Source organism: Sorangium sp. So ce1153, from assembly GCF_051521595.1.
GTDB lineage: Bacteria > Myxococcota_A > Polyangia > Polyangiales > Polyangiaceae > Sorangium.
Genome location: NZ_CP150361.1, coordinates 12,916,834 through 12,929,570, shown reverse-complemented (window position 1 = coordinate 12,929,570; position 12,737 = coordinate 12,916,834). Strand labels below are relative to the sequence as shown.

General features: G+C 73.7%; 8 protein-coding genes. 5 read left to right on the top strand and 3 right to left on the bottom strand.

Features of this window, described 5'->3' with window-relative positions:
• Positions 1-167: 167 nt before the first annotated feature.
• Positions 168-881 (bottom strand): hypothetical protein, encoded by a 714-nt coding sequence (locus WME85_RS47050; RefSeq protein ID WP_437831206.1) that lies wholly within the window; start codon positions 879-881, stop codon positions 168-170.
• 182 nt (positions 882-1,063) lie between these two features.
• Here WME85_RS47050 and WME85_RS47045 point away from each other — a divergent pair, with 182 nt between their 5' ends.
• Positions 1,064-1,747, top strand: a complete 684-nt coding sequence (locus tag WME85_RS47045) for an HAD family hydrolase (RefSeq protein WP_437831204.1) — start codon at positions 1,064-1,066, stop codon at positions 1,745-1,747.
• Positions 1,748-1,926: 179 nt separating this feature from the next.
• On the opposite strand, the gene WME85_RS47040 is transcribed toward WME85_RS47045, so the two are convergent.
• Positions 1,927-3,726 carry a right-handed parallel beta-helix repeat-containing protein gene (locus tag WME85_RS47040; RefSeq protein ID WP_437831202.1) on the bottom strand — a complete coding sequence of 600 codons (1,800 nt, stop codon included), beginning with the start codon at positions 3,724-3,726 and terminating at the stop codon, positions 1,927-1,929.
• Positions 3,727-3,992: 266 nt separating this feature from the next.
• Here WME85_RS47040 and WME85_RS47035 point away from each other — a divergent pair, with 266 nt between their 5' ends.
• From WME85_RS47035 to WME85_RS47020, 4 genes are all read left to right on the top strand, one after another.
• Positions 3,993-4,559: a hypothetical protein gene (locus WME85_RS47035; protein ID WP_437831200.1), complete on the top strand. Its 567-nt coding sequence runs from the start codon at positions 3,993-3,995 to the stop codon at positions 4,557-4,559.
• Positions 4,560-4,751: 192 nt separating this feature from the next.
• Positions 4,752-5,858 (top strand): M50 family metallopeptidase, encoded by a 1,107-nt coding sequence (locus WME85_RS47030; protein ID WP_437305579.1) that lies wholly within the window; start codon positions 4,752-4,754, stop codon positions 5,856-5,858.
• A 10-nt stretch (positions 5,859-5,868) separates the two neighbouring features.
• Entirely contained in the window at positions 5,869-6,858 is a 990-nt protein-coding gene (locus WME85_RS47025) for a hypothetical protein (protein ID WP_437831198.1), read from the top strand.
• A gap of 158 nt (positions 6,859-7,016) precedes the next feature.
• Entirely contained in the window at positions 7,017-7,733 is a 717-nt protein-coding gene (locus tag WME85_RS47020) for a hypothetical protein (protein WP_437305577.1), read from the top strand.
• 104 nt (positions 7,734-7,837) lie between these two features.
• Here the strand turns inward: WME85_RS47020 and WME85_RS47015 are convergent, their stop codons facing one another.
• Positions 7,838-12,091, bottom strand: coding sequence for a hypothetical protein (locus WME85_RS47015; protein WP_437831195.1), 4,254 nt, complete (start codon positions 12,089-12,091; stop codon positions 7,838-7,840).
• Positions 12,092-12,737 lie beyond the last annotated feature (646 nt).

Genomic DNA, 12,737 nt, shown 5'->3' with positions numbered 1-12,737 from the left:
CCGATCGCGCGGAGCTCGTTCGGTGCGGTGGCCCAGCTCCCGACGGAGGCTCGCATGTGATGACGCTCGACAAGCTGCGCGACCATCTCCGCCTCATGATGGACGGCCGTGTCGCCGAGGAGCTCTGCTGCGACGACATCTCGACGGGCTCCCCGGTGACGTCTCCGCTACATCCACGTTTGGTTGCAAGGATCGGCGACGGCGCCACAGCTCTCGCTGCAATCCGCGCAGGCGCACTCATAGGCAGCGTCAGCCATCTCCTCTGCGCCAGGGAACTGAGCGTTGCAGTCGCTGAAGCAATCTGGCTGCGGATCGCTCTCCATACACGTTCGTGCGCACGCAAGCCAAGGTTGGCACGTTTCATCGAACGCGCAGCTGGTCATACAGCCGTTCTGCGCCGCGCAGCTGAGACACTCCACTCCGCTGCCTCCTTCTGTGCCCTGACACCCGCTCAGGCAGTCGGCGAGCTCTGGATCCACGGTGTTCCCCGAGAGCGTCTGGATCTGTTCGCACGACGCGTCGAGCACGCACTGGGCGCTGCACTCCGCCGCCGGATCTTCGCAGTCGAACGTGAGGAGACTGCACACGGGGACCATGCACTCCTCTGCCCTGTCGCAGGCCTGATCGCACACGGTATCGCCGCCGTTGCTGCCGCCGTCCCCGCCAGCTCCGCTCGACGTCGTGGCCGCCGTCGTGGTCGAGCTGGTGCTCGCCCCGGTCGTGGTGCTCGACGTCGTGCTGCTCGTCGTCCCCGCGCCCCCGCTCCCGCCGCTCCCCCCGCCCCCGCCGGGGTTCTCCGTCGTCTCGCCCGAGCAGGCCGAAAGCGCCGCGCCCGCGGCCACGCAGAACACGAACACCAGAGAAGAAGTACTCCCGCGCATCTCCGCTCTCCTTCGGGGCACGCCGCGCCCGTGTTGCCTCATTACGCCAACGCCGCGCGATCGTTCGCCTACTTCATTCCCTCCGCAACATTTTTTCTCCCGCACGCGCATACCCAGGAGCGAGCGTCCCCACCACCCGGCGCCCGTTGGCATCGCGCCCCCGTTCGGCTACCCACCCGGCGATGCCTCGTCTGCCCCCCGCCGCGCTCATCTTCGATATGGATGGCCTCCTCGTCGACTCCGAGCCGCTCTGGCTCCAGGTCGTGCAGGCCTTCTGCCGCGCGCGCGGCTTCGTGTGGACCAGGGAGCACCACGCCGGCTGCGTGGGCGGCGGCCTGCGCGCCACCCTCTCGGCCATGAGCGAGCGCTTCGGGTTCGCCGTCGAGCACGAGCGCGATATCGCCGCGCTGATCGACGACTTCATCGGCTCCGTCGGCGGGCTCGTCCTCAAGCCCGGCGCCGCCGATCTGCTCTCGGCCGCCGCGCTCGCCGGGCTGCCCACGGCGCTCGCCTCGTCCTCGCCGCGCCGGCTCATCGACGCCGTCCTCGAGCGCTTCGCCCTCCGGCCGCGCTTCCAGGCCGTGGTCTCCGGCGACGACGTCGCCCACCCGAAGCCGGCCCCGGACATCTTCCTCCGCGCCGCGGCCGCGCTCGGCGTGCCCCCGGCCCGGTGCGCCGTGCTCGAGGACTCCCTCGCGGGCGTGACGGCCGGGCGCGCCGCGGGCATGGTCGTCGTGGCCGTGCCCGAGGGCCCCTGGGAAGGCCGCGGCTTCGAGGCGCTCGCCGACGTCTGCCTCCCCAGCCTCGAGGTCGCTCAGCGCTGGCTCGGCATCGCCCCGGCGGCCGCGGCCGGCGGTCATCTCTGACCGGCGCCCGGCCGCGGCGCCCTGGCGCCCCGCCGCGGCGCCCTGGCACTCCGCCGCGGGTGGTGGCCCAATTTGCCCCGGAGTGATTCACATGAAGGCGGGAAGGCAGGAAGATCATTGATCTTTTCTTCCCGCCTTCCCGCCTTCATGTTCAAATCCGGCCACCACCCCGCCGCGCCTCAGCTCGGCCCCGGCGACAGGGCCCCGAGATCCGCGCCACCGCGCTTGTTCCCGAGCAGATCCCGCGTCGGCACCTCGCGCGCGTCGCCCTGGCCGATCAGCATCTTCGACGAGCGCTTCGGCCTGAAATCCGGCCGGTTCGGGTTGAGCTTCCACCAGCTCCCCTCGAGGACCACCCACGGCTCCTCGCCCGCGCGCACCACCTCCGCCGCGAGCCGCGCGCGCGTGATGCCCGTGATCGCCCGCGTCTCCGGCAGAGCCGCCGCCAGGCGCTTCAGCCCGTCCGGCATCCCGCCGTAGCTCACCTGGGTCACCACGTTGTGGCCCGCGTCGAACCGGTAGATGCCCGTGGCCAGCACCTCGATCGAGGAAGCGGCGTCGTTCACGAGGATGTTGTTCCGCAGCCGGCAACCCCAGCTCCCGTTGCCGCACTGGAGCGCGGCCCGGCCGCTCGTGTTCATGATCACCGTGTTGTTGCGGATGAGGTTGTTGCGGCAGCCCCAGAGCGGCAGCGCCTCAGGGCCGCTCACCTGCTCCGGGGAGCGGGGGCCGGGCTCCACGTAGGCCCGGTCGAACGGGTTCCCGTTGTCCCACTGCGCGATCCCGGCCGCGAAGTTGCCATAAACGAGGTTGTTCTGGATCAGCGAGTCCGACACCCCAGCGAGGTTGATCGCCCCGCCGCCGACGCGCCCGTTGCCGTTCATCACGTTCTGCTCGATGATGAAATTGACGCCCCGGCCGTCCGGGAAGCCGTGCTCGCCGAACCTGTCCGCCGCCACCTTCATCAGCCCCGCGGCCCAGGCGCGGGTCGGCTCCATCGGCGGGTAGCCCCGGAACGACGGGTGCTTCATCACCTCCTTGAGCGACGCTTGCGGATCCAGGTTCGCCTGGAACCCACCCGCGTTGTTGCCGAAGAACACGTTGCGACGAACCACGTAGTTGTCCGAGCCGTCGGACACGTACGCGCCGTGCTCGCGCCCGGAGAGGGCGAACAGGTTGTCCTGCAGCAGGACCGTGTGGCTGTCCGTGGAGTGGAACCCCCACGTGTGCTGGTGATGAGAGAAATTGCCGACGACCGCGATGTGGTGCGCGAGCCTGCCGGTCTCGCCGAACACGCCGTCGACCATGATCCCGGCGCGCGGCGCGCCCGGCGCGCTGCTCCCGGCGAGGTTGAAGCCCTCGATCACCACGTGGTGCGCCGCCTTCAGGTAGATCATCCAGCTCGGGTCGGCGGCGCACGCCCGGTCGATCACGACCTCGCCCGGGCCCCCGAGCGCCTTGAAATGGACGTACCGCTCCTGGCCGGCGCTCGGCGTGTCGCCGAGCGAGAACCCCGCGTAGGCCCCGGGCAGCACCGCGATGAGGTCCCCGCCGCGCGCCGCGTCGGCGGCCTCCTGGATCGTCGCGAACGCGCGCGCGACCGGGAGCTCCTGCGGCTCGGCCGCGGCGTCGCGCGCGTTCAGATCGAGCGCGGCGACGCGGACCGTGGCGGGCGCCGGCGCGCCGACGACGAGGACGCGCTCGTACCGCCGCTGCAGCTTGAGCGTCTGGCTCACCCACGCGTCGGAGTCCCGCGTCTTCACGAACGGCTCGACGGCCGCGGGCGCCGGCGGCGCCGGCCGCGCCCCCTGGGGCCCGGCCGGCGCGGGCGCCTTCGTCTTCTGCGGAGCCGGCGGCCGCGCCGTCCCCCCGGGCGGCGGGCCCGCGACCTGGATCGTGGGGCTGCAGCCGATCGCGGCGACCGCGACGAGCGCGCAGGCGACGCGCGCGCGACCACGGGCCGGCTGGATGACGCTCATCGCTCCTCTCCTCTCGACGCCCCGGGAGCTCGACGCTCCGGGAGCGCCGCCTCTCCGCCGCACGCGGGCTCGCGCGGCGCCGGGCTCGGTCTAGCGCGGAGCGCGCGCCTCAGCCAGACGAGCTCGCCGCGCGGCGAGCGCCGCGCCCGGCGTCCGCGTACGAAGCGCCGCGCCGTGTGCGACATCGCCTTCCAGCCGCGGCGCCCGCGGCGGGGGCGCGTGGCGGTTTGCTTCCTTCGCTGCCGTTCCTTTGGTACGAAGAGCTCATGAAAGCGCTCCCCTCGCTCGTGAGTGTCGCTCTCGCTGGCGCCACCCTCCTCACGCTCGCGCCCGAGGCGCAGGCGAACATCAAGAATCCGAACGACCACCCCGATTACGTGGCCGAGCTCGAGCCGCACGGGAACTTCGTCTTCTTGCACCGCGACTACGGCCTGCGGCGGGTCGGGCGCAGGTACTACGACGACTTCGGCGATCCCGAGTTCGGGCTCGGCTTCAGGGCCACGATCGAGCTCGCCGACCCGGCTTTCATCCCGCGGCTCAACAACACTGTCGGCATCTCGTTCGGCCTGGACTTCACCAACTGCACCTACTGCCGCCGCGACTTCACCATCTGGAGTCCGGTCACCATGCAGTGGAACTTCTTCTTCAACGATCAGTGGAGCGCGTTCGCCGATATCGGCGGCGTCCTCCGGACCGACGGGTTCTACGACGACGTGTGGCTCGACTTCGTCGGCATGGTCGGCGGCCGCTACCACTTCAACGACAACGTCTCGCTGACGATGCGCATCGGCTACCCGTTCTTCAGCTTTGGCGTGTCGTTCTTCGTGGGCTGAGCCACCCCCGCTGGCGCCTCCGCCGGGCTGAGCCGCCCCGGGCGCTGCCCAGCTGGTCCGCTGCCCTGCCGCCGCCGGATCTGCGGGAGCGCTCGATCTCCGCCGTGGGCGGCGGGAGCTCGCCGGGGCGGGCGTACGGGGCGGACATCGGGCGCGTGCGGAGGAGGCCCGCCCTGGTTAGACTAGCCCGAGATGGTCGGCTGGTATTTCGTAGGCATCCTCGGTCTCGCCCTGCTGATGGTGGTCCACGAGGCAGGGCATTATTTCGCCGCGCGCGCTTACGGCATGCGCGTCCTGAAGTTCTCGATCGGCTTCGGCCCTACCTTCTTCAAGGTCGTCCCGAAGGACGGGTACTTCTGGTTCACGACCGCCGCGGACAAGATCCGCGTGCGGCTCTGGCGTCATGACCCGGTGAAGCACGGCCCCACCGTGTTCCAGGTCGCGATGATCCCCTTCCTCGCGTACGTGCAGATCGCGGGGATGAACCCGCTCGAGGAGATCGATCCCGAGGACAAGGGCAGCTACGCGAACGCGAGCCTGTTCGGCCGGATCGCGGCGATCTTCGCCGGTCCGCTCGCGAACTACCTGTTCGCGTCGGTGCTCTTCTTCGCGAGCCTGATGGTCGGCGGGAAGGCCTACCGGCTGACCGACATCGGCGTGGTCGCCGGGATGCCGGCGGCGGCGGCCAACCTGAAGGACGGCGACCGCATCGTCGAGATCGACGGCACGCCGGTCCAGGACTGGGAGAAGATGGCGGAGATCATCTCCCGCAGCCCCGGCAAGCCGCTCGACCTCGTCGTGGAGCGCGCGGGTGAGCGCATCCAGACCAAGGTCACGCCCGCGAACGAGAACGGCACGGGCAAGATCGGCGTGATGGCGATCGGCCCGGTCCAGTCGGCGCCGGTGACCGCGAAGGAGGCGGCGGTGCTCGCCGTGACGAAGCCGCCGAAGGTCGTGCAGAGCCTGGTCGTCGGGCTCGGCCAGTACCTGACGGGCAAGGTCGAGGGCGAGCTCGGGGGCCCGAAGCGGATGATCGAGGAGACGGCGCACGCGGCCAAGCGCGGGTGGGCGGACGGGCTCGAGTTCCTCGGCCTGCTCTCGGCCTACCTCGGCGCGTTCAACCTCATCCCGTTCCCGGCCCTGGACGGCGGCCGCCTCATGTTCCTCTTCTACGAGGCCGCCACGCGGCGCCGCCCGAACGCCCGCATCGAGGCGCACATCCACCTGGTCGGCGTGGTGATGCTGCTCGGGCTGATGCTCTACGTCACGGCGAACGATTTCGGCCTCGGGTCGAAGTAGCGCTCCCCGCGTGGCATCGACGCCGCTCGCGCGGGTTCCGCCGTCGGGCAGGCGTGTCGCCCGCGCGGCGGCGTGGCTCTCGCTGCTCGCGCTGGCCGGCGCGCCGGAGCCCGCGCTGGCCGCGCCGCCCGGCCCCGGCGCGTGGCACGACGACGAGGAGGAGGCCGTCTTCGACGTCCCCGCGCCGCCGACGCTCCCTGGGCTCACGCGGCGCGACCCGACCTTCACCTTCGAGTACACGGCGGCTGTGATCGAGACCGACGCGACGAGCCGGGCGGGCGGCAGGAGCGCGTTCGCCTGGTACTCGCACGGCGAGATGGAGATGCCGCTCGTTCCCCGGAAGTGGTTCGTCGGCGCGGTGCACGACAGCGCCGCGGCGAGCGTCCCCGGGGTCGAGCGGTCCATCCTGCTCGGGAGCCCCGAGCTCTACGGGCGGGGCGTCTGGTCGAGCGTGCGCGGGCTCTCCTCGGGCGGCGGCTTCGGCGTCGTGATCCCGGTCCCGCGCGACGTCTCGCCCGACGAGGCCGAGGTGCTGCGGACGGCGCGCGTCGTGCGGCCGTGGGACGAGACGCGCTTCCGGGATCTCACCCTCACGTTCCGCCCGTGGTTCGACATGCGGCACATCACCGGGCCGTTCATCTTCCAGCTCCGGCAGGGCCTCGACTGGTCGCTGGTGGTGCGCGGGCTGCGGTCCGGCGAGCGGCGCACGGACATCCGGGCGCACACCGCGTTTTACTTCGGCTACCGGATCGCGAAGCCCGTCGGCGTTGGGCTGGAGCTGTGGGAGGTCTACCAGCTGACCGAGGGCCTGCGGGACGACAGGCGCGCGACGTTCGCGATCTCGCCGAGCGTCCGCTTCATCCTGGCGAACGTGCAGCCGGCGCTGAGCGTGCTGTTGCCGATCACGACCCCGCTGCGCGGCGACGTCGCCTCGTACTACGCCGCGCGGCTCAGCGTCGGGTTTTCCTTCCCGACCGACGCTCCGCTCCCGCGCCCGTGAGTTTCGCTTTCGCGCCCGTGAGTTTCGCTTCCGTGAGCGGCGAGCGCGCCTCCGGCTCCGGGCGGCCCCGGCGAGCGCGGCGGCGTACCCGCGGGCGAACGTGCGGGGGGCTCGTTCGAGTGCGTGCATCCAGCGCGGCTGCTGGGTACCCTGGGCGCGTGGTCAAAGCGGCATGGCTCCGGCGCGGTCTGGTTCTCGCGGCGCTCCTCGGAGCGACCGGCTGCTCGACCACGCTCGTGAGCCTCAACGAGGGGCCCCGCGAGTACGTGGCGACGGACTACGAGAACGTGCTGCGGACATGGACGCGCACGGAGCACCTGTTCGCGCTCTCGGAGCTCGACAACTTCCTCACGGCCACCGCCACCTTCGAGTCGTGGGATTTCCGCTGGGCCTACGTGGCCCGCTACGCGCAGGACTACCGGCTCACGATCGAGCAGCGCCAGAAGCTCCTCGAGAAGACGCTCGAGGAGACGCGCCAGCACCACCAGTTCTTCGTCGCGATCTTCGGGGGCGAGCGCAAGTACAACGACCTCTCGACGCCGAACAGCGCGTGGATCGTCCGCCTGATCGACGACACCGGCAACGAGACGGCGCCCGAGGAGATCATTGCGATCACGAAGCCGAACGCGCTCGAGCGGACGTACTTCCCGTACAACACGGTGTGGCGGCAGGCGTTCCGCATCCGCTTCCCGCGCGCGACCGCCGAGGGGAGGCTGACGATCTCGCCGAGCGCGAAGTGGTTCGGCCTGCGCTTCGCCGGCGCGCAGGGCAACAGCGAGCTCGTCTGGCAGCTCACCGAGGACGAGGACCCCGCCGAGCAAGTCGAGCTGGAGCAGGAGGCCGCGCGGCCGCGGCGCTCGCTCGCGGGCCGCTGAGCCGGCGCGCGGCCGCTGCCCCTGCGGCAGCCGCGCTGAGCGGCCGTGGCCTTCAGCCGCGCTGAGCGGCCGTGGCCTTCAGCCGCGCTGAGCGGCCGTGGCCTTCAGCCGCGCTGAGCGTGCAGCGAGACGGACTGCGCGAGGATGGAGAGCAGCTCCGGCGTGCTCTCGAACAGCTCGCGCAGCACGGGGTGGTCGGCGATGAGCACGAGCGCGCCACCGCCGACCGCGCGCGCGATCGAGGGCGCCGGCTGGCCGCCGAGCAGCTCGGAGGCGAACAGGAGCTCGCCGGGCCGCGCCGCGCCGATGGTGTCGTGCGAGCGCTCATCGACGAGCTCCAGCGCGCCGGCGCCGATGATCACCAGCCCGGGCATGGGGTTGCCGGCGTGGATCAGCTGCTCGCCGGGCTCGAGGCCGCGGACGCGGAGCCGGCCGAGGACGCGCCGGAGCAGCGTCTCCTCGAGCTCGCCGAGCGGCCCCATCGTGGCGCCGGCGAGGGACTGGAGCCGGTCGGCGACGGTGCGGAGCTCATCGAGCACCCAGGGGCAGGTGCGGAGGGCGTTGTCGATGGTCGTCTGGTTCCAGATGGCCACCCGCGCGCCGCCCGCGCCGGCGACGACGCGCAGCGGGATGCCCTCCTCGAGCGTGCCGCGCGCCGGCACGAGCGTCCTGATGGCGGCGCGCTCGGCGGGCATGTCGACGATGTTCGCGCACACGGCGGCGCTCCCGCTCAGCACCAGCGCCGCCCCGTCGACGGCGAGCTCCTCGTCGGGCGCGAGATCTCCCACGTGCGCTGCGCGCGCGAGCTCCTCGTGCATCTCCTCGGGAAGGTCGGCGAACGCCTCGATCTGCTCGATGTCGCGCCCGGTGAGGGCGGCGCCCGGCGTGGCCCCGGCTGCGCCGAGCTGCGGCAGATCCGGCGCGATCTCCGGAACGATGTCGAGCGCCGCGATCTCGCCCGCGGCGGGCGGCGCCTCGGGCGGCAGATCGAGCACCATCGCGGCCAGGTCGATGGCCTCGCCCGCGTCCGGTCCGGGCAGCTCCGCCGCGGGTACCTGGGGCGGCGCCGCGGCGATCGCGAGGGGCACGTCGACCGCGGCCGGCGGTCGGGCCGAGGCCGCGCGCGGCGGCAGCGGCTCGGGCGTCGACGTCAGCGGCGCCTGGGCGATCGGCTCCTCGTCGAGCGCGAGATCCGCGTCGTCGAGCACCTCCTCGTCGGGCTCAGCCTCGGCCACCGGATCGCGCTCGGGCGAGCGCTGCGCCGGGCCTCCCGCCCCAGCGGCGGCGGGCGCGTCCACGGCAGGGTCGGCTGCCGCCTGCAGGCCGTCCTGCTGCGCAGCCGGCGGCGCCAGCGATGCGTCGCCGCGCACCGACGGTGGCTGCGCGTCGAGGTCGTGATCGGACAGCTCGATGACGACGGTCCCGTCGGGCGTCGACGCCGGCGGCGAAGCTGCTGCGGTCGCGGGAGGCTCGCTCGGCTCGTTCTGGATCGAGGCAGCGGCGGGGCCCTTCGGCGCGATGCTCTCGGCGGAGGCCCCGAGGTGTCCGGGCGGCTCGCTCCCGGCGAGGGTCGTCGACCGGGGGCGCGCGGCCACGGGCGCCGGGGGCGCGGGAGGTCGCGCCGAGATCGGCTTTCGCTTGAGCGTCAGATCGAGCGGCGCTGCGGAGGTGATGACCTCGTCTTCGTCGCCCTCGTGCGGATACGAGGGCGGCCGGCGAGCCACGAGGTACGTGTCGCCGCTCGGCGTGATGGTCTCCTGGGGAGGCCGCGGCGGCGCGGCTACCTCGGCGTCATCGGACCAAGGATCGAGGATCGGCTCGCGCGGCTTGCGCCGCGACACGGCGATCCCCGGTGTGGTCGCGGTCACGCCTGTGCGGGCAGGGGCAGGCGGCGAGACCTGTTCCTCGACGACGATGTCGTCGGTGTCGCCGGCTTGCGCGTGGTCCTCGGTGTGCGCCGCAGCCGCAGCGCTCGCGGCCTGAGGCGACGCCGCTGGCGGCAACGTCGCAGGCGGCGCGACGGGCGGCGGCGCGACAGGCGGCGGCGCGACAGGCGGCGGCGCGACAGGCGGCGGCGTGGCGGACGCCGACACCGCGGGCGGCGGCGGCGCGACGGGCGGTGCCGACGGCGCTGCGGGCGGTGGCGGCGGAGGCGCGACGGACGCCGGCACAGGCAGCGGAGCCGCGGGGGGCGGCGGCGGCGCTGAGGGCAGCGGTGGCGGAGGCGCGACGGACGGCGACACGGCCGCCGGCGGCGCGCCGGGCGGCGGTGGCGGCGGCAGGACGGACGGCGACAAGGTCAGCGGCGGCGCTGAAGGCGCAGGCACCGGCGCGGCGGGGGCCGACGCGGCCATGGGAGCCGAGGCGGGCGGCGCGACGGATGGCGACAAGGCTGGCGATGGCGGTGCTGCGGAGACCGGCGCCGGTGGAGGCAGCGGCGCCGGCGGAGGCAGCGCCTGCGCATGGGGCGGCGGCAGCGGCGGCGCGGCGTAGGCGAGCGCCGAAGGCGCAGGCAGCGGCGCCGGCGGAGGCAGCGCCTGCGCATGGGGCGGCGCGACGGGCGGCGGCAGTGGCGGCGTGGCGTAAGCGAGCGCCGAAGGCGCAGGCGGCGGCGGCAGCGGCGCAGCGGAATGCGGCAGCGGCGCGACGGATGGGGGCAGCGGCGCAGCGGAATGCGGCGTCACCGGGGGTGGCAGCACCTGCGGTGCCGGCGGCGGAACAGATGGTGGCGGCGGCGGCGCAGCGGAATGCGGCGTCACCGGGGGTGGCAGCGCCTGCGGTGCCGGTGGCGGAACGGATGGCGGCGGCGGCGGCGGCTGCGGGCGCGGCGGCGCGAACGACGGCGGATGGGGCGGCGCCGGCGAGTGCGCCGCCGGCGGCGGCTGCGGGCGCGGCGGCGTGAACGACGGCGGATGGGGCGGCGCCGGCGGAGTTCCGAACGACGGCGGCTGCGACGTCGGCGGAGTTCCGAACGACGGCGGCTGCGACGTCGGCGGAGGCCCGAACGACGGCGGCTGCGGCGCCGGCGGAGGCCCGAACGCCGGCGACTGCGGCGGCGTCGCGGTTGCTCCTGGCGCCGGCGGCTGGGATCCCTCCGCGATGAACCTCGGCAAGGGCGGCGGTGGCGCCGGCGCTCCCGGGAATGCGGACGGCGGCGGAGGCAGCGGCATCGCCGGCGGCGGCTCGCTCGTGGAGCGAAGCCCCGCAGCGCGCGGGGGCGGCGGGGGACCCATCCCGGCGTCGGACCGGCCTCGCTCCGGCAACGAAGCCTGCGCCGACAGCGCCTCTTGCGGCACCGGCGGGGGAGAAAGGCGAGGCGGAGCCGACGACGGCCGCGGCGATGCCGCGAGCGGCGGCGGTGCCGGGGGCGGCAGCGCGCTCTGCGCCTTCGCCGCCGCGAATCCATGCGGGTCCGCGGTCATCTGCGGCCTGAACGACGGAGCGACCGGTGGTGGAGGCGGCGGCGGGATGGCGCTCGCCGCCTGCGTCACAGGAAGCGGCGGCGCCGGCGGAGGCTGGCTCTGGTAGAGGGCGCCGCCCTGGAGGTTGGTCACCCCCGCCGGCGGAGCGGACGGCGCGACCGGCGGAAGGCCGTAGGGTGGGTCGAGCCGCTGCGGGTACGGGGCGGGGGGCGGCTGCGAGCGCGGTGCGGCCTGCGGCGCTGCCGGCGCGAACGGCGGCGGCTGGACCGCGGGCGCGGCCTGCGGGGAGGCGCCGCCCGCCGGCTGCTGCGTCCGCCGCTGCGGCGGCACGGGCGGGGGCGGCGGCGGCGCGCTGCCTTGCGCAGCGCCGGGGAGCGCGGGAGCGACCGGCGCGACCGGTCGGGCCGCGGCGCCGGGCCCGTCCTCAGCGCCCGGTTGGATCCTCGGCAGCGGCGTTGAGGGCGCCAGCGGAGGCCGCAGGCGCTCCGCTTCGGCGGCGAGCTCCGGCTGCGAGAGCGGCTCGAACATGTCGATCTCGATCGAGGGCATCGAGGCGCGCAGCTCCTCGGTGAGCGAGCGGCGGCGGCGCCAGGTCTGCTCGTCGGACGGAGGGGCTTCGTCCGAGTCCGAGTCCGAGTCCGGCGCCGGGGCCAGCTCGTCGTCCTCGCTGGTGATGGTCTCCAGGAGATCGGGGTCGCTCGGCTGCCCGACCTCCGAGGCCATCACCTCCTCGAGCGCCGTCGCGCACAGCCCGAGCTCCGAGGCGCGGAACGTCTGCCCCGCCGCCTCGGCCGCGTCGGCCGCGCGCCGCAGCCACACGATGGCGTCACGCCGCTCGCCTCGCGCCCACAGCGCGCTGGCCGTGGAGATCCCCCACACGACATCTTCATCGTCATTCGGGTGCGGTTCGGGGAGGGCGACCACGCGGTTCGCCATGAGCAACACCACCTATCACAGGCCCCACAGCGGCCGTTTACCCCATCATACCGGGCGAGCCGACGTCCTGGTTCGAGCGTCGCGCGAGCCCCACGGCGCGGGAAGCCGCGCCAGCAAGAGCTTAGCCGCGCTCGCTGCGGCACGTACAAATTACGGTACGGATGTCCGCTCCTGGCCGTCACACGGCCGCCAGAGCCCGGCGCCAGCGCAAAGCGGCCGCACATTGGCCAGGAAGCCCAGGGGAAGCGTCAAGGCAGCCCAGGCGAGCGCCGCGCGCCCTCGTCGCGGGGCGGCGGAAAGGGGAGGCGGCCAGCAGCTTTGCGCGTCACGCAGCGCTTGCGCGTCACGCAGCGCTTGCGCGACGCGGCGAGCGCTGCCCGCTCAGCGCTTGCCCACTCAGGTGGACCGCCGGCCGCCCATGCGCCGCGGCGGGCAGCCCAGGACCGCGGCGCGACGGCGCATCTCGTCGACACCATCTCGCGACGCAGCCTCTCCGGGCATGCGCCTCGCGAGCCAGCCGATGAGCGTCAGCCCCGCTGCGCGGGCGTCTGCGGGCATCGTTCCTTCGTTCAGGAGGCTCGCGATCTGGGCGATCAGACGCGTGCGCGTTTCCTCAGGCGCCATCCTGCGTGCTCCATGAAGCATT

Bases quoted from the DNA above. Each gene is read 5' to 3' on its own strand.
- WME85_RS47050 (WP_437831206.1), bottom strand. From the start codon at position 881: ATGCGCGGGAGTACTTCTTCTCTGGTGTTCGTGTTCTGCGTGGCCGCG.
- WME85_RS47045 (WP_437831204.1), top strand. From the start codon at position 1,064: ATGCCTCGTCTGCCCCCCGCCGCGCTCATCTTCGATATGGATGGCCTC.
- WME85_RS47040 (WP_437831202.1), bottom strand. From the start codon at position 3,726: ATGAGCGTCATCCAGCCGGCCCGTGGTCGCGCGCGCGTCGCCTGCGCG.
- WME85_RS47035 (WP_437831200.1), top strand. From the start codon at position 3,993: ATGAAAGCGCTCCCCTCGCTCGTGAGTGTCGCTCTCGCTGGCGCCACC.
- WME85_RS47030 (WP_437305579.1), top strand. From the start codon at position 4,752: ATGGTCGGCTGGTATTTCGTAGGCATCCTCGGTCTCGCCCTGCTGATG.
- WME85_RS47015 (WP_437831195.1), bottom strand. From the start codon at position 12,091: ATGGCGAACCGCGTGGTCGCCCTCCCCGAACCGCACCCGAATGACGAT.